The 17,502-nt window shown below is 47.6% G+C and carries 16 protein-coding genes; 2 read left to right on the top strand and 14 right to left on the bottom strand.

Annotated elements, in window-relative coordinates:
* Positions 1-60: 60 nt before the first annotated feature.
* The 5 genes from ADS79_RS23745 to ADS79_RS23725 all read right to left on the bottom strand — a co-directional run bounded on the left by ADS79_RS23745 (position 61) and on the right by ADS79_RS23725 (position 3,970).
* Positions 61-978 carry an S-layer homology domain-containing protein gene (locus ADS79_RS23745; protein ID WP_049740817.1) on the bottom strand — a complete coding sequence of 306 codons (918 nt, stop codon included), beginning with the start codon at positions 976-978 and terminating at the stop codon, positions 61-63.
* Between the two features lie 101 nt (positions 979-1,079).
* Positions 1,080-1,460 (bottom strand): thioredoxin family protein, encoded by a 381-nt coding sequence (locus tag ADS79_RS23740; RefSeq protein WP_236700063.1) that lies wholly within the window; start codon positions 1,458-1,460, stop codon positions 1,080-1,082.
* A 171-nt stretch (positions 1,461-1,631) separates the two neighbouring features.
* Positions 1,632-2,069, bottom strand: coding sequence for a hypothetical protein (locus ADS79_RS23735; protein ID WP_049740815.1), 438 nt, complete (start codon positions 2,067-2,069; stop codon positions 1,632-1,634).
* 88 nt (positions 2,070-2,157) lie between these two features.
* Positions 2,158-2,682 (bottom strand): YwgA family protein, encoded by a 525-nt coding sequence (locus ADS79_RS23730; protein WP_049740814.1) that lies wholly within the window; start codon positions 2,680-2,682, stop codon positions 2,158-2,160.
* Entirely contained in the window at positions 2,675-3,970 is a 1,296-nt protein-coding gene (locus ADS79_RS23725) for an HD domain-containing protein (RefSeq protein WP_049740813.1), read from the bottom strand. The genes ADS79_RS23730 and ADS79_RS23725 overlap by 8 nt, the downstream gene beginning before the upstream one ends.
* A 244-nt stretch (positions 3,971-4,214) precedes the next feature.
* Between ADS79_RS23725 and ADS79_RS23720 the strand changes: the two genes are divergently transcribed.
* Entirely contained in the window at positions 4,215-5,060 is an 846-nt protein-coding gene (locus ADS79_RS23720; protein WP_049740812.1) for a CPBP family intramembrane glutamic endopeptidase, read from the top strand.
* Positions 5,061-5,123: 63 nt separating this feature from the next.
* Here the strand turns inward: ADS79_RS23720 and ADS79_RS23715 are convergent, their stop codons facing one another.
* The 9 genes from ADS79_RS23715 to mnmH all read right to left on the bottom strand — a co-directional run bounded on the left by ADS79_RS23715 (position 5,124) and on the right by mnmH (position 16,303).
* Positions 5,124-8,234: an efflux RND transporter permease subunit gene (locus tag ADS79_RS23715; protein WP_049740811.1), complete on the bottom strand. Its 3,111-nt coding sequence runs from the start codon at positions 8,232-8,234 to the stop codon at positions 5,124-5,126.
* A complete protein-coding gene (locus ADS79_RS23710) occupies positions 8,231-9,463 on the bottom strand; it encodes an efflux RND transporter periplasmic adaptor subunit (protein WP_049740810.1) in 1,233 nt (410 codons plus the stop codon). Before ADS79_RS23710 ends, ADS79_RS23715 begins: the two co-directional genes overlap by 4 nt.
* A gap of 33 nt (positions 9,464-9,496) precedes the next feature.
* On the bottom strand, positions 9,497-10,120 hold the full coding sequence (locus tag ADS79_RS23705; protein WP_049740809.1) for a TetR/AcrR family transcriptional regulator: 624 nt from the start codon (positions 10,118-10,120) through the stop codon (positions 9,497-9,499).
* Positions 10,121-10,305: 185 nt separating this feature from the next.
* The gene (locus ADS79_RS23700; RefSeq protein WP_049740808.1) at positions 10,306-11,028 is read right to left on the bottom strand and encodes a polymer-forming cytoskeletal protein; all 723 of its coding nucleotides are present in this window, start codon (positions 11,026-11,028) and stop codon (positions 10,306-10,308) included.
* A 20-nt stretch (positions 11,029-11,048) separates the two neighbouring features.
* Positions 11,049-11,672, bottom strand: a complete 624-nt coding sequence (locus ADS79_RS23695) for a YhbD family protein (protein ID WP_049740807.1) — start codon at positions 11,670-11,672, stop codon at positions 11,049-11,051.
* Positions 11,673-11,773: 101 nt separating this feature from the next.
* On the bottom strand, positions 11,774-12,706 hold the full coding sequence (locus tag ADS79_RS23690; protein WP_049740806.1) for an RluA family pseudouridine synthase: 933 nt from the start codon (positions 12,704-12,706) through the stop codon (positions 11,774-11,776).
* A gap of 74 nt (positions 12,707-12,780) precedes the next feature.
* Complete coding sequence (locus tag ADS79_RS23685) at positions 12,781-13,830, bottom strand: LLM class flavin-dependent oxidoreductase (RefSeq protein ID WP_049740805.1); 1,050 nt, start codon at positions 13,828-13,830, stop codon at positions 12,781-12,783.
* A gap of 217 nt (positions 13,831-14,047) precedes the next feature.
* Positions 14,048-15,160 (bottom strand): aminopeptidase, encoded by a 1,113-nt coding sequence (locus tag ADS79_RS23680; RefSeq protein ID WP_049740804.1) that lies wholly within the window; start codon positions 15,158-15,160, stop codon positions 14,048-14,050.
* An 81-nt stretch (positions 15,161-15,241) separates the two neighbouring features.
* Positions 15,242-16,303 (bottom strand): tRNA 2-selenouridine(34) synthase MnmH, encoded by a 1,062-nt coding sequence (gene mnmH, locus ADS79_RS23675; RefSeq protein WP_049740803.1) that lies wholly within the window; start codon positions 16,301-16,303, stop codon positions 15,242-15,244.
* 77 nt (positions 16,304-16,380) lie between these two features.
* Between mnmH and selD the strand changes: the two genes are divergently transcribed.
* On the top strand, positions 16,381-17,442 hold the full coding sequence (selD, locus tag ADS79_RS23670) for a selenide, water dikinase SelD (protein WP_049740802.1): 1,062 nt from the start codon (positions 16,381-16,383) through the stop codon (positions 17,440-17,442).
* Positions 17,443-17,502: the final 60 nt, after the last annotated feature.

The raw sequence follows: 17,502 nt of genomic DNA, 5'->3' as shown, positions 1-17,502 counted from the left end.
TAAGTCCTGTCAAAAATATGATGCACGACATTAGAATTAAACAGACTTTTTTCACTAAAGTCACCGCCGTATGTTTTCATAGTCTAAGCTTGTAGGTAATTTAGTGTATTGATATAATGCCTGCGGAATCGCTTTTCCTTTATAGACAACGCGAACTCCCATTTTATAGGCTTGAGAAACGTCAATTGTAAACCTTCCTGTCTCTTTATAATCTTTTACTCTTGGACCATTTAAGTACAAAGCAATTTCCAAGAAATACTTTTCAGACTTTGGTATAACCCCTGTTACTTTACCATTGGAAAGTTTTAAACTCTTATGAAATTCCCCAAACAAAATCTCTGCTTCATTAATTCCAACAGTATCCTCATGAAGTTTATGTAGACTATAGGATACTTCTGCTCGTGTCATTGGTGATTTACTATCGAATTTCGCCGTTTGTGTTCCATTTGGCAGTTCTCCTGATTTACTGATCATAAATCCTGTACTCCCAATGAATTGTACTTGTGATTGATTTTTATATCTTTCAATTTCTTTTTCCGTTCTGGTACCACGCAGATTCTCCCAAGCATTTATAAGCAAATATGCTGCGTCTTCACGAGTTAAAACCTTGTTCGGATCGATAGCAACATTTAAGAGAATATCCTCTTTAGCGGCCTTCTCATAATACGTTTTTGCCCAGTGATTTGCAGGGATATTCTTGACCTCTATGCCTTGAGTTAACCCTTTTGCCTGAGCAATCCCCACAACCAAATCCGCCTGCGTAATCGTTTGATCCGGACGAAAATTCCCATCTGGAAACAGCCACATCAGTTGATTTTTCATCGCGTATTCGATATCTGCCTTATGCACATGGTTTTGATAGTCCTTAACTGCTTGATTCGCCTGTGCTGCAAAAACGGTTGATGATTCTCCCACACCGCCACCAGCTGCTGTAGCCGCCGCCAATACTATCGCCAGAAAAAACGATTTCCTTTTCACAATGAATCACCTTCCTACTCAGGTTCTATCATTCGAAATGAACGGTGTCATCTGGTTATCATCACTCGTCCATCATTTCCTTTTCAGATATTTTACCTATATTACCCATTTTTAGAAAGAGATTCATTTATGTTTTTTTGCAAAAATTCCCGCAAATGATGTTCCGGCACATCGCCTTCCAGCTTGTCTTTGACTTGCCCCTTTTCCACGATAATAATCGTGGGCGTAGCCTCTGCTCCCAAATTGAGCGCCTCATCCAGCCCCTGCTTTTTGTTAATATCCAATCGATCGATGATATCTGCGGGGTACTCCTGCATGACCTTCTCAAAGGTTGGTCCAAAGCTCGTGCAATACCCACAGCTATCGCTGTAAACATAAACAATTTTTATCTCAGGTGATCTTGATGCACTCCATGCCGTTACTGCTGTAAGAAGTAGCACGATGACGAGTGTCAGCCACAACCATACTTGCTTGATTCCCACGACCTCTTCCTCCTCTTGTCGCTTGTGGTTCCTCATCCATAGTCGCTTCAGTTTGTTCTATGTACTTGTCAAGGAGCAATGCTCGTATTATGCCTGCTCCCCCTGAGACAAAAAAAGTCAGCCCATTTGAATGGCTGACATGGCGACAACGTCTTGACGATTTTTTCTGCTTCAATTCGATTTTTCTTTTTGGAATACACCTTCTTCTGTAGCTTGGAAAAATTCATCTTCTCCTGCTTCTATCGCAATCGAAGCGCTCTGATCAACGCCTTTGATGGCATATAGCTTGGTGCCCTCCTCCAAATAATTGGAGACAATGACTGTTCCCGACGCTGTCCCTTCTTCTCCTTCAAACTCGTACTTCATTTCTACTCTCCCTATTTGTTCTCCGATAAGCTCCTTCGCTACCTTGCCTTCACCACTGGTTTGGATGACATAAACACGGCCCTCGATTTTGACAAAAGGATATGGCCAGCTAGCTACTGCATTCGTTTTCTCTTGCCTACTAGGAGCATTGCTTTCGGCTGGAGAACAGCCAGAGATTAGAAACAAAGCCATGAAAAACGCCACCAACCACGCCATTTTTCCTTTGCACCAAGTATGTTGCACCCTACCGTCCCCCCTCTTTTTTAACAAAAAAAAAGACGTACCTCAACTCTTACAAGTTCGTACGCCGTGCTGGTCATCGATTCACTTCTTACATCAGGTTCGTACCGTCTTCCTTCATCAATACTCGCAACTCTTCAATAAACGTCTGGCCCTTCTGAATTTCTTCCTCGGTATAACGCTGTTTGCTTTTGAAGGTGAAAATTTTGCCCTTCATCTCTTCGTACGGCAAATGGTTGAAATAGAGGATGGTAGAAACGAGCTCAAGAAAACGGGAATTTTCCTCGTTCATTCGCAGGATGGCACGCTCGCCGAGGCCAAAGTCCACCTCATGGAAGCGAAGAAAATCGCGTCCGGTTTCGTTCAGCTTGTAGCGATACATATGAATCGCGCCTTTGCTCTCCATCTGTTCATCCAAAAGCCCCATGTTGCACAGCTCGTCTACACGGAGAGTCAACTCCTCCGAATACGGTCCGTACATATGAAATTCGTAGCGTTCATCGAAATCCATCTCCAGCTGTTTCCCTATGTACACCATTTTCTGCAGTTTTTTCCGCCCGCTCACAACGCCTGCAATCTCAATCAGGCGAATAATTTTGGCGTGACGATTAAGCATCTTGCATCACTCCCAGACGTTCTCGAATCTTCCGGGAGAGATCCCCCGGCAAAGCAATGACTTTATCCAATGGAAAGTACAATTTGTAGTCAAATCGCCTTTTTCCGCTAATGGCCTGTACAATCTCAGACTTCTGCGACAGCTCGACAAGCTCGCCTGAAGGCATTTGGAGCATAATCGGAATCCGCTCCTCTTCTTCGCCGGCACGGTAAAAATCATACGGAAGATCAGAGGTCGTGTCTACCTCCAAATAATACATAGGATCAATTCCCGCAGCTTGGAACTCTTTTTTCAGCTCTGCCAGCAAGCGGAAATCCCTTGGATTATATTCGACGTATTTGAAGAGATTCCTGTCCAAAAAACGTGAGCACAAATCTTTCAATATCGGATCATTTTCTTTTCGCCACATCTGCATGTGGAAGAGAATAATCGATTCATCGAGCGCCAAATAATCCGCCAGCTCTACTTTATCCTGTAGAAATGGTAGAAGCATGATCGGCTGTTGAATGAACGGATAGCCTTGTGAAAATAACAATTTTGCCCGTTGAAAAATTTTGCACAACACAACCTCGGCACTTCGTGTCACCGGGTGGAAATAAACCTGCCAATACATTTGGTAGCGAGACATGATGTAGTCCTCGACCGCATGCATACCGCTGAACTTGAAGACAATCCCGTCCTCTTGCGGGCGCATGACACGAAGGATTCGTTCAATCTCGAAATTGCCGTAATTGACCCCAGTATAGTACGCATCGCGCAGCAAGTAATCCATCCTGTCCGCATCCAGCTGGCTGGAAATCAGACTGACAATCAGCTTGTTGTCGTATGTTTTATTAATCACTTCGGCAAGCTTCTTTGGGAAATCGTCGTCAAAGCGACGAAGAATTCGATTAATCTGCGTATCCCCTAGCAAAATGGCACGTGTCCAATCCTCATGATGGTACTTGAACACCTTTTCAAACGAGTGGGAAAAAGGCCCGTGACCCACATCATGCAGCAAGGCGGCACATAGACATAAGAGCTTTTCCTCATACGTCAGTTGAATCCGTCCCTCAAATGTATCCAAAATTCTGCGCATCAGCTCATATACGCCAAGAGAATGGTTAAAACGACTGTGCTCTCCACCATGAAAGGTAAAAAAGCTGGTGCCCAGTTGCTTGATTCGGCGCAGCCGTTGAAATTCTGCTGAATTGATCAAATCCCAAATAAATTTGTCCCGCACATGAACATAGCGGTGAACTGGGTCTTTGAAAACTTTTTCTTCATGAAGCAGTTGTGGCTGTTGCATCCTGGACACTCCCTTCCTATGTTACGCTCTCTCTATATGTACTCTGGTAATTTGCCTCTATCATACCACACCCGTTTCTCATGGAGAAACGAATGCATGTTGAGACTTTTAAGGATCGTTATCTTGTCTGTTAAGAAATTCTTCAGACTCTGAAATAAATCTGAAGAAACCGAAAATCCCATAGACCATTTCATTGATAAATAGGAGGATATAGGAAAATATTTAAAATCGTGAGGTCATCTTCATGTGGAAAAGTATACTCCGTTACATGTGCCTGAATCCGCTTTTGCTGGTCGTGCTGTCCATACTCCTCTTGCTGCCTCTCATCGCTACCTGGGGGCAATTTATCACTAGTGGTTTTTTGTCCGAATCCATCAAGGTTTCTCTCTTGTTTTGGCCGCAATCGACCTGGAGATTTTTTGTACAAATTCCCGGTTGGCTGATTTTTGGGACGTTTACCCTGCTGTATCTGGCAGGAATGTACTCACTCATCCGTCGCAAAAAGCTGGGGGAGGCATTCCTCATCGTTTTGGCGGGCTTTATTCTGGCAAAAACGGGTGGATTTTTGTTTCAGGCGATTACAGGCTGGGTTTCTACGAATCAAATGAACCCAAACGATTTAGTAGGCAAAGCAAACCTGCTCGTATTTGCTACCTGGCATAATCCGATATGGGAAGAAGTAGTCTTCCGCGGCATTCCGCTCGCACTTTTGATGGTTGTCTACCGCAAAGCCCCCTTTCCTACTGGAGCAAAGTGGCTTTATCTAATTGTACCTTCCATCATTTTTGCTATTTATCATGTTCCTGGGCATGGGGTTGGAACCGTGTTTGAGTCTTTCCTGATTGGTGTCCTATGGGCCTTGGCAGCCTTGCGATGGGGACTTTTAGCTCCGATTATCCTGCACATTTTTGCAGATGCCATGCAGGTTCCGCTTTTAGCTCAAATGAAGAACATGCCCTTGGCGGAAATCCCCTGGCTGGTGGATTATAGCTGGTTGCTGAATTCCGTCTGGACGATCTCCATCCTGCTCCTGCTTTTGCTAGTCCCGATTCTTTTTCTGGTGGGATGGCGCAAATCTATCCGTTCATAGCAAACGAAAGACAAACGCCCAAAGCAAATACCTGGACGTTTGTCGCTGTTTCCTTTTGTAAATCTATTCCATTTGTGCCTCTGGTCCATACAAATCAGGACGCTTGGCTGCTTTTTTCGCCAGCTTCTTGATTTTGCGCTGCGTCAGTACTGTATAGAAAGCAGGTACGACAATCAACGTCAGCAAGGTAGAGAACAAGAGGCCGGAAATAATCGTGACAGCCAGTGGCTTGAACAGGACATCTCCTGAGATCGCAAGTGGCATCAAACCGGCAACTGCTGTAAGTGAGGTCAAAAGAATCGGCCGCAAGCGTGCCTCGCCCGCATGAATCACCGCTTGCTTCAGCTCCACGCCTTCGTGACGCGCCTCTTCGATAAATTCGATGAACACAATCCCGTTCCTCACGACAATCCCTGACAGTGAGATGACGCCCATCATGGTCATAAACCCAAGAGGTGTCTGTGTGACAAACAAGCCAATTAAGCTACCTGCCACTGCGAGGTACACGGTACTCATGACCAGCACCGGAATCGTAAGCGAGTAGAATTGCATTGCGATCAAAATCAAAATCAGGAACACTACGAGAATCGACAGTTTCCCCATATCGATGAAAATATCGGTCTGCTCGGAGGTTTCCCCGCCGATTTCAAAGCGATATCCTTCTGGCAGGGACATGCCAGACAGCATCGGCGTTATTTCTGCCATCACTTCCGTAGCTGTCCGTCCTTTTACATCACTTGAAATCGTCACGGTACGGGATAAATTACGATGCGGAATCTTCTGGGTACTAAAGGTTGGCTTCATTTCTGCCAGCTGAGAAAGCGGGATCAGCTCTCCCCGTGCATTGGCAATACTGAGCCTTTGGAACAAAATCGACGGTTCCTCATCTGCTTTTTGCAAAAACAGCTTCATGTCCACCAAATCACTGCCCGTATCAAACTCACTTACGGTAATTCCCTCGCTCACCAGACGAAGCGTTTGGGACAAATCCGTGTAGTTCACGAGCTTTTGCTCCATCAGCTCTTTGTTAACGACAAACTCCAGTGTATGACGCTGAACTCCAAAGTCATCCTGTACGTCTGAAGTGCCTGCTAAGCTGGCAACCTTGTCTTTGACTTGCGCAGACAGAGAGCGTAGCGTCTCGATATCATCTCCATAGATGCGAATGACAACCGGCTTGCCGACGGGAGGACCCGCCTCCAATTGCTTGGGAATAATCGTTGCCTCTGGATACATTTTCTTAAATTCTTCTGTCCATGGCTCGATGATGTTTTCTATCTTCGTTTCCTTTTTGTTATAGCGGATGACAAGCTGCCCTGCAGTAATGCCGCTGCCAGCTGCCGTATCTCCGCCAAACATCTTCGGAGCACTGCCGCCACTATAGGCTGCTACGGTTTCAATAGCTGGCTGCTTCCGTATCCAATCAGAAACACCTGTCACTACCCGATCCGTTTCTTCCAGGCTGCTGCCGACCGGAACACGTACATCGACGAGAAATTGCGGTCGATCGTCGACTGGAAACAGCTCCACAGGGGTGAGTGGAATCAATCCGTATGCAGCAGTCCCAATCATGACTCCAACCATACCCGCCAAAAGCGGCCGTTTCAAAATGCGCGGCATCAGGCGACCTGCATACCAATGAGTCAGCTGTGTCAATTGTTTGCCTAATAGACCCGCTGGCTTGCGATACCCTTCGACGCCTGCTTTACGTCTCATTTCGTACCATTGACGGAAAATCGGAATAATTGTCAAGGACATGATCATGGACGCCAGCATTGTCAGGGAAATAATCGCAGGAACAGGACGAATAAACTGACCTACGTTACCATTCAGAAACATGAGCGGAGCGAACGAAGCAATCGTTGCCAAAGTAGCCGTAATAATCGAAATGGATACTTCCTTTGCACCGTTAACAGCTGCTCGTAAAGGCTTTTCCCCGAGAACGGACAGACGGCGCTCGATATTGTCATTCACAACAACCGCGTCATCCACCAAAATTCCGAGAACAATGATCAAGGAAACAATCGAAATCATGTTCAGCGAAATGCCCAATGACGGCAGGAACAAAAGTCCGACTGCAAGCGAGATGGGGATCGCCAGCGCCACAACAAAAGATGTAATGACATTTAAGCCGAGTGTACAAACCAGCAAAACGGCAAAGACCGCGATTATCATTTCCCGGGTAAGATCGCTAAACAGATCATCCACCCGTTCATTTTGACTGTAAATGGAATGTCTTTCCGCCCAAACTGGCAATGATTTATCCAGGGTGAGCATCATTTCATCCAGTCGTTTTTGCAGAGAGGGCACGTCACTACCTGTCTCTGCGTTTACACTGAGCGTAATCGCTGGCTTCCCGTTAAAGTAGGAATTGAAAGCGACGGTTTCTGTCGCCATTTTCACCGACCCGATGTCCTTCAAGTAAATCGGGAAGCCGTCTTTGGAGCGAGAAATAATGACCTTATTCAATTCTTCGACATCTTCGTTTTCTGCCAGCTTCAGCTGATAGGTACGTTTGTCGGTAGTTAAATCGCCAAGTGGAATTTTCTCATTTTCTTTTTTGACAGCCATCATCACTTGGCCCCAGGTAATTCCATACTGACTCAGCTTTTGTGTATCGACCTCGATGTGAACCTCTTGCTTGGGTAATCCTTCGACCAGTACATCCGCTACATTCGGGAGAGTACGCAGCTGGTCTTTCCATGATTTGATCATCGTCCGCAGGCTGTACAGCTCTTCTTTTGTGTCTGCTGTAACTGCAAAGCTTTGGACAAAGGTACGGTTCAAATCGTCATTAATTATCGGCTGTTTGGCGTCTGCGGGCAGGTCCGCCTCTGCGTCCTTTACCTTTTTCCGCAGCTCATCCCATTTTTGCTTCGGGTCCACATCGCCTTTGGTCTCCACCATGATCGAGGAAACACCGAGTGATGAAGTGGAAGAGATGTAGTTTAAGCCTTGCAGCTCGTTTATTTTTTCTTCCAGCTTTTTCGTTACTGTCTGCTCTACCTTTTCCGGAGAAGCCCCAGGGTAAATGGTCGTAACGATCGCCATATTGACAATAATATCGGGTGACTCTTGCTTCGGCAGCTGGAAAAAGCTCATAAAACCGACAAGCACAACCATTGTGAAAAACAGCAGGGTAATCTTGCGCTTGCGGACGATATACTCGATCACGGTTGTGTACCTCCTGCCGTCTCGATTGGGTCGCCGTCAAACAAACGGTCAACACCCTTGACGATCAGTTGGTCCCCCTCTTTCAAGCCACTTTTAATCTCCAGCTTGTCGTTTGTAATCTGACCAATCTCTACACTGGTTTTGACCGCCTTGCCATCCTGATTGATAAAGACATGTGCATCGTTATTTCCTCTGCTGATGACAGCCTCTACAGGTGCATAGATGCCGACCTGTCCCTGAATCGTCTTGGTCGCTTTTACTACCTGACCGGCATACCAGTCATGCTTGGCGTTTGCAATCTGCACCTCCACACCAATCGTTCCGGTGCTTTGATTCGTGGCAGGAAAGATTTTCGTTACCTTGCCTTCTCGTTTTTGCCCATAAAGATCAAGAGAGACGACCTCTCCCTCTTTCCACATGGAGATTTCGCGGTCTGGCACTGGCAGTACGACTTTTAGCGTATCGATGTTGCCTACCTGATAAACAGGTGTTCCTGAGCCGACCAGTGAGCCAGTCGAGGAAAGCTTGGAAATAATCGTACCGTTAATCGGGGAGCGCAGCTGTGTTTTGGCCAAGGAGCTGGCTGCCACTTCTTGTGCAATCACCGCCTGATTGTAAGTAGCGCGGCTCAAATCCTTGTCTTCGGCACGTGCTCCCTGCGTCACGAGTGAGTAAGCCTGCTGAGCATTTTCCAAGTCCTTTTGCGATAAGGTCAAGCCATTCTGAGCGCTGTCGAAATCACTTTTGGAAATCGCCTTTTCTTTATAAAGCTGTTCAATGCGCTTGAAATCATCCTGCATTTTCTGATAGCCAATCGTCGCTTTTTCCACCAGCAATCGAGCCTGTGTAATTTCCTGCTCCCGAGCTCCGTTGTTTACCTTGCTCAGATTGGCTGCGCTCTGCTGTACAGCAGCACTGGACGAGGCTACCTGGAGGGAATAGTCCTGCGCATTGACCTTGGCAAGTACATCGCCTGCCTTGACCGTATCCCCTTCGTTTCGATTCAGCTCTACAATCCGTCCACCTACTTCAAAAGACACCATCGCCTCTTCCAAAGGTGCCAGTGTACCGGAAAGCTCCGAAACAGTCGTTGCCTGCTCCTTTTTCACAGCGTCCATCACTACGTGCTTTACTTCCTTTACCGGTGCAGCTGCGGGCTGTTGTCCACTGCAAGCTGTAGTCGTCACGATCCCAAGCATCATTACAGAAACAAGCCATTTTCTTTTCATGACTTCCCCCGCTCCTATGTATCATCTGTTTTGTTATTTCTTGCAGTTGATTCCTTGCAATAAAATGTCTGAAGCGTTCTCGAACAGCTTTTCCTCTTCGATGTCCAAATCAACATTTACCCGGTATTTGGCCATAAACGCGTAGAAGAAGGTGGAAATAAACATCAGGGCAGCCGTACAAGGATCACCCTTTGGCAAATGCCCTTGTTCTTCGAATTCCTTTAGCTTGTTGCACAAGACATCAACAGCTGTTACCGGAAGACTGCTAAATAGCTTGACGACCTCTGGTTGATTATCCGCTTCAATCATGCAGATCATCAAAATTTCCTTTCGCTCCACCAGCAAATTGAAATAGGTTCTCGCATAATTTACTAGCAATTGCTTGATATCTGCATACTCGCCCTGAATTCCTTGCTCCAGCTGCTGCCGTACATCAAGGATATCCTTTAACAGCTCCTCCAGAATCGCAACCTTGGTTTTGAAATGGCGAAAAATCGTTACTTCATTGACCCCTGCGAGCTCCGATATTTTACGCGTGGTTGCTCCCTTGTATCCTTTTTGCGCCATTAATTGCCGCGCGGCTGACAAGATTCGTTCTCGCGTCTCCTGTTCTTCTGCCTTTCCCCCCAGTGACGGATCGATCGGTGGGTGTTCCATGACGCACCTCCTATGCATGCAAGTAGTTACTGTCATTTCAATATTTTCCAACGCCATTATATATCGCTCACGCATGCATGTAAATACTTGCATGCGCTTCCAACCCAAATATTTTTTCGGGCTCATTTTCGCCCAAAGAAAAAAAGCCTGAACATATATTCTCAGGCTCTTTCAACTCAGCGTCACTATCTGCGCATTTGTTCTTTAATCTGGGAGGACGGATCGTAACGGAGATCTGTTGCATACTCGACCAGATCAATCTCGCAGCCAGGACCGATGACGATGTTGTTACCGCGAACAACCTTGGCTCGTGTATATTCCAGATAGATTTCATCCCCTTCGACCGTATCTACCGAAAGGGTATTATTAAAAATGTGCTTCAGCAGCTTATTGAGTGTACTGCTCCCAGCTTTGCGTACCTCGATATGCTCTCCGCCTATTTCTCTTGCTTCACAGCCTCCATGCAAATGCACTTCAATGCGTCCTGCATTCAAAAGCCCTCCGACAGAGAAAGCACCTTTGCCCACAAACACTTCTGCTTCGCAATCTCCAGTGGTTTTTAAAAACCCGCGCACCTTGATTTCTTCACCAGTCAAGCTTCCGTGTACCTTGGCACTGCCATCTACTCGCAGCTTCGTAAAATCGACATCACCATTGATATCTACCTGACCGTAGACCTCGAGCGTGTCCATCTCTACCTTGCCGCTAATCGAAGCATTGCCTTCCACTTTCCCAAATGAGGAGAGCACATCGCCAGAAATCGTGACATGTCCTGCGCAGCGCAGCTCCCTGCATTCCACATTACCCGTGATCTTGCCGAAGCCTTGCACATTGACCAGGTTGTATACGCCTCCTGAAGTGTTAGTGGAGCCTTGTATGATCAGATCAGGTCGATTTTCCTGTTGCATAAATCATGCCTCCTTTATACCTACGAAATTTTTGCTTTCAGCTCTTCTATACATCCGGCTAGGTTCAGCCGCTTCACTACTTTTACACCGCTGTCGAAATACAGCTCAGTCGAGCTGGACACGAGTATAAAACTAGAAATCCCCATTTTTCGCACAAAAATGAGCTCGCACGGTTTTCCCTCAAGCTTGGGATAATGGCTGACCAAGGCTTTCAGCAATCCCGCGCCCTCGTCCAAGCTCATCTCTCCGGTCACCAGCAAGCGCTCAAGAACATAAGCGTACAAGATTTGTTGGAAAGTGTATGTCTCTGACTCCCCTTGCTGGTGAACGAACAGCTCCAACGAAGTTTTTGAAACAATGTTACGTTCCAATAATTCTACAAAAGTAAGCTTGGTGCCAGCCAGATTGGGAGAAAACACGTCCGCCAGCTCATCCAGCGATAAGTCATCCTTCATGTTGATGATCTTGTCGATCCGGTCCAGGATTTGCTCTCTGGGGAAAAAGGTTTCCTGACCGGTGAAGGTTGCCCGGCGAATAAACCAGTCCTCAGGGATCAAGTTTTTCCTTTTCCAACGATACAGCTGACCGTAAGAAATCCCCGTGAGCTCCAGCAGCTCCTTTTTCGAAATGACATTCGGATCCATATTCAGCACCTCCAAAAACAATGTAACATAACACTGTTACGTTATCAACCTGCTTTTTACAGAAAAAAGGACTCCCGAGGAAGTCCTTTTTTGCTTATGTCTTATTGAAACTCAGCCTGAATCAATCGTCTCATATCCGCTGGCACCGGTGCATTCACAGTAATTTCCTCTTTACTAACCGGATGCTCAAAGTGCAGTACTGCTGCATGCAGTGCCTGTCTGCGCATCAGTCCTCTGGCTGCACCATACATCGTATCTCCGGCAAGCGGATGTCCGATATGGGCAAAATGCACCCGAATTTGATGCGTACGCCCCGTCTCCAGCCACACGCGAACGAGACTCATCTGTGCGGAGCTTTTGGTTACTTCATAATGGGTAACTGCGTGATCACCTGTATTTACCACCTTGCGCTTTGTCGGGTGCTTTTGATCTCTGCCGATCGGAGCATCGATCGTGCCCGATTCGTCTGCCACAGCTCCATTGATGACAGCGAGGTATTCCCGGTGAATACCGCCTTCGCGCAGCAAGCGGTCTGCCATTTGATGACCGTAACTGCTTTTTGCTAGCAGGATAGCGCCCGAGGTTTCTTTGTCCAGTCGATGCACCGGATGAATGCTCAGCTGCTCGCCTTTTGCCAAGAATAAATCTGCGAGCACATGAACCAGCGTACCGCTTTGCTCTTGCTTGATCGGATGTACCATCATGCCTGCGGGCTTGTTCACGATCAACAGATGGTCGTCTTCGTACAAGAATTCAATAGTCGGAATACTCTCCTGTGCCACGACTCTCTCGGATGCGGCTGGAGAAGCATCGGGCAAAGGCTGTCTGTCTACTACCCGTACAGCTACTTGGTCGCCAGCTTTTACCTGCCGCTGCAGGAAGGGCTGTTTTCGGTTGAGCAGTATTCCTTTGCTTCTCGTCAGACGCTGCATCATGCGACCAGAAACATTCAGCTTTTGCCGGACGATCTGTTCCACATTCATCCCCGCGTCTTCTTCTGTGACGGTATATTCCAACCAGTTTTTGCTGCTCACGAATGATCCCTCTGTTCCATGCTTTTTTCCTATTGTAGCAAAAGCAGGCGGTCGTGTCTTTTTAGAGCTCGTGCTTACAGCGTCGCTTCCCAGCGTGCGATTTCCTCGCGAACCCGTGGCGCTACCTCTGTTCCGAGGAGACGAATTGCGTTCATGACATCATCATGTGGCATCGTGCCTACTGGTACATGCAGCATAAAACGTGTGATTCCTACCTGCTTGCGAAGATGGATGATCTTCTGGGCAACGGTTTCCGGGTCACCCACGTACAGAGCACCTTCAAAGCTGCGTGCCGCATCGAAGGTGGAGCGATCATAATGACCCCACCCGCGTTCTTTCCCAAGAACGTTCATGACCTGCTGCGTAGATGGGAAGAACTTATCAGCTGCCGTCTGTGTATCCTCTGCCACAAAGCCGTGGGAGTGAGACGCTACGGTCAGCTTAGATACATCATGACCAGCCTGGGCTGCTGCCCGCTTATACAGCTCGACAAGCGGCGCAAACTGGACTGGACGCCCTCCGATAATGGCAAGAACGAGCGGCAATCCCAAAAGCCCTGCGCGAATGGCCGATTGAGTATTCCCGCCACTCCCGATCCATACAGGCAACGGGTCTTGCACCGGGCGGGGATAGACACCCAGATTTTGAATAGCAGGTCGATGTCCGCCTCTCCATGTCACTTTTTCGGAAGTGCGTATTTTAAGCAGCAGCTCCAGCTTCTCGTCGAACAGCTCATCGTAATCCTGCAAATCGTAGCCAAACAGCGGGAACGATTCAATAAAAGAACCTCGTCCAGCCATGATTTCCGCCCGACCATTGGAAATAGCGTCAAGCGTCGCAAAATCCTGGAATACACGCACGGGATCAGCAGAAGAAAGCACGGTCACTGCGCTTGTCAGCCGTATCCGTTTTGTCTGAGATGCAGCGGCAGCCAGCACAATCGCTGGTGATGAAGCAGCATAGTCTTTGCGATGATGCTCGCCTACTCCGAATACATCCAATCCGACCTGATCAGCGAGTACAATCTCCTCAACTACCTCACGTAAACGCTGTGCATGGCTTATGACCTCGCCGGTTTGAACGTCCGGCGTCGTTTCTACAAATGTGCTCAGACCAATCTCCACTAGCACTTCCTCCTCTTTATTGTCTTATTCTCTTAACAAGAGCGGACAGTTATTCGATACCGCAAGCTAATATCTCTATTTTAAGATTCTTAATTCCAAATTTCAAGCTCTCAACTGTTAAGCTTGCCTTTATTCTGGTTGGGGATACAAAAAAGAGGCAATCCCCACGTCTTCTTCAGACGACAGGACTGCCCCGATTCTTTTCTTTACTTGACTCTTAGCCCTTCAGGTTTTCCGGGTTCAAGCCTTGCAGCTCTGGCAAGACAAACAGACCGTCTTTGCGGATCAAAACATCATCAAACCAGATTTCGCCTCCACCATACTCTGGACGCTGAATGTTTACCATATCCCAGTGGATTTGGCTGCGGTTAGTGTTATCTGCATTTTCATAAGCGCGACCTGGTGTGAAATGGAAGCTTCCTGCGATTTTTTCGTCAAACAAAATGTCATTCATCGGATGCAGGATGTATGGATGTACACCAATCGCAAACTCCCCGATATAGCGCGCTCCCTCATCCGTATCAAAGATTTGATTCAGTTTTTCTGTATGGTTGGCAGTCGCCTCGATAATTTTCCCATTTTCGAAGGTCAGGCTGACGTTTTCAAACTTGGTGCCCATATAGCTTGTCGCTGTATTGTACGTAATTTTGCCATTGACCGAGTCACGTACAGGTGCCGTAAAAATTTCCCCGTCCGGAATGTTGCGCAGCCCGGAGCAGATGACATTGGGAATATCTTTGATCGAGAAGGTCAGGTCTGTGCCTGGTCCAACCAGTCTTACCTTGTCTGTACGATCCATCAGGTCTTTCAATGGCAAAAACGCTTCATGCATTTTTTTGTAATCAAGGGAGCAGACATCAAAGTAAAAATCCTCGAACGCTTCTGAGGACATGTTCGCGCTTTGTGCCATCGCTGCGGTTGGGTAGTTGAGCAGTGTCCAGCGAACATTGGAGACCAAGTAATCATTTAGCTCCTGCATCACATTTTGATGTGCGCGGCGACGCTCTACCGGAACATCCGACATCTCGCTGTCATTGACAGGTCCATTGATGACGATTAACGTATCCAAATCCTTGAACATCGGCTCTTCCCATTTCACCAGATGCTCTGCACGTGCTTCACTTGCCCCGAGCATCAGCTCACGGTTGATCGCTGGGTCGATCATTCTCACAAATGGATATGCACCGAGGGCATAAGCCTGCTTCACCAGTTCCTTTGCCAACGCGTGACCTTCCCCGCGAACCTCGATCAGCAGCGTTTCTTTTTCCTTCAGGCGTACCGAGTGGCAGAGCAGGTTTTCTGCCAGCTTGATGATTCGTGTATCTAACATACAATCTCCCCCGTTCCCAAATTGTTCGATATGTAAGTAAAGCTCAATTTTGGTCAGTTCATACAGTCTGCAAAAAATATTTTACCGAATAGACTGACCTTTTTCAATTAGCGATTGAATTTGCATTGCCGTATCATTCAAGTCGGTGGCTTCCAATTGATATTGAATTTCTTTGACATAATCGCTCTGTTTATTTTCATAACGAGGATCGTAGTAATAGACCAGAAGCGAGGCAATCGCAGAGCGATAATCCTTGACCCGCAGTGCTTCTCGCAGTAAGGCTGCCTGTTCGGTAGGCATTCGTCTCGCAATCGATGAATACGCGAGCTCTACCTTTTCCGCAAAATCGGACCGCCACGAATACGGAGTGACGTACTCGTCATAAATGCGCTGTACACGCACCTCGAGTGGGGCTGTCAATAGGATATGTACAGCCTGCTCCTTTGCCTGCATTAAAAAAGACGGCAAAATGGCATTTCCGATTCGTTTGCTCTCCGCCTCCATGACAAAAAAAGGAGCATCCTTGTAGTTGTGCAGTGTTTCAAACAGCCGCGCATCAAACATCTTCTGGTTGGCCGGCTTGCCTTTGCCAATATGCCCAAACACCGAACCGCGATGTCCTGCCATCCGCTCCAGGTCAATGACTGGAAGACCTTTTTCCTCCAGCCTTGTGAGTAGTTCTGTTTTTCCTACTCCCGTCATACCGTGCAATAAATACACAGGTACTTGCAGTTCGTATGGCTCAATCGTTTCCAGCACATGCTGACGATAAGCTCGATACCCTCCCTGAAGACGTCTTACCCGCAAGCCTGCAAACGTTGCAAATGTTGCCATTGCTCTGCTCCGCATTCCCCCACGCCAGCAAAAAATCGTGGGAGGCTCCCCCTGTTCTTCTCCTCGCTGACGGATTGCCTGCATCAGCGCATCCATTTTCGGGGATACGATTTGCATGCCTAACCATTGGGCTGCGGCTTGCCCCTCCCGTTTGTACATCGTACCCACCTGGGCACGCTCCGGGTCGCTAAACAGAGGGATATTGACGGCTCCGGGAATCGACTCCCGTGCAAATTCGCCAGGCGACCGGACATCTATTAAATTCCCGTATCCTTTTACCAATAGCTCTTCCACTGTTATCTCTTGCAATGTTTTGTCACCCTAACTTCTGTTATGCTAGATTTATTAATTTTACCATTATTCCTCAAACGGTAGGAGGTCATAACATGTCAGAGACTATCAAGCTTACATCACTTACCACCAAAGGAGGCTGCGGTTGCAAGATTAGCCCGGATGCCTTGTCCGCTGTCTTGAAAAAGCTTCCCGCTCCACCGGTACGCGATCCGCGCCTGCTCGTAGGAGTAGAAACCTCTGATGACGCTGGCGTCTTTCAACTGACGGAGGATCTGGCGATTGTGCAGACACTCGACTTTTTTACCCCGATTGTGGATGACCCTTATTGGTTTGGTCAGATTGCTGCTGCCAATGCAATCAGTGATGTTTTTGCCATGGGCGGCAAACCTGTCACCGTACTCAATATCGTCGGCTTCCCCATCTCCAAGCTGGACCCGTCCATCCTGACCGAAATCCTGCGAGGAGCGGCAGATAAAGTTGCAGAGGCTGGCGCCGTGCTGGTTGGCGGTCACTCGATTGACGATCCTGAGCCAAAATTCGGACTCTCTGTCACAGGCACCATCCATCCTTCCCGCGTCCTTACCAATGCGACAGCAAAGCCAGGAGATGTGCTCATTTTAACCAAGCCGATTGGCGTAGGGATTCAAACAACCGCGATCAAGCGTGACGCTCTCTCTGCTGAGCAAACGGAGCGAGTCATGACTGTGATGGCAACACTGAACAAGTACGCAGCAGAATGCATGGAGGCTTACCCCGTCAACGCCTGCACCGATGTGACAGGCTTTGGACTGATGGGTCACTCTCTCGAAATGGCAGAAGGCAGCAAGGCAGGAATCCGGATTTATGCGGATCAGGTTCCAATCCTTCCTGGTACACGTGAGCTGGCAGAGCAAGGGATTATTCCCGGAGGAAGCAAGTCCAATTTCCGCTGGGTCGCCGATCGCGTGCAATTTCCTGAGGAGATGGAGGAGCTTGATCGCATGATTTTATGCGACGCCATTACTTCTGGTGGACTATTGATCAGCTTGCCTGCAGAGGACGGTTATCGCCTGCTAGAGGACCTGCATGTACGCGGTATCAGCTGGGCAAAAGTCATTGGGGAAGTGGTAACAGAGCACCCAGGAACGATTTCCGTCGTTTCCAAAAAACGGTGAAAATTTTTCTTGCAATTATTCTGTCATCTAGAGTATCCTAGTCAACAAGAGTTTATCTGT

This window comes from Brevibacillus reuszeri (assembly GCF_001187725.1).
GTDB lineage: Bacteria > Bacillota > Bacilli > Brevibacillales > Brevibacillaceae > Brevibacillus > Brevibacillus reuszeri.
The sequence above is the reverse complement of the archived record's forward strand: the minus strand, read 5'-3'. Positions and strand labels throughout refer to the sequence as shown.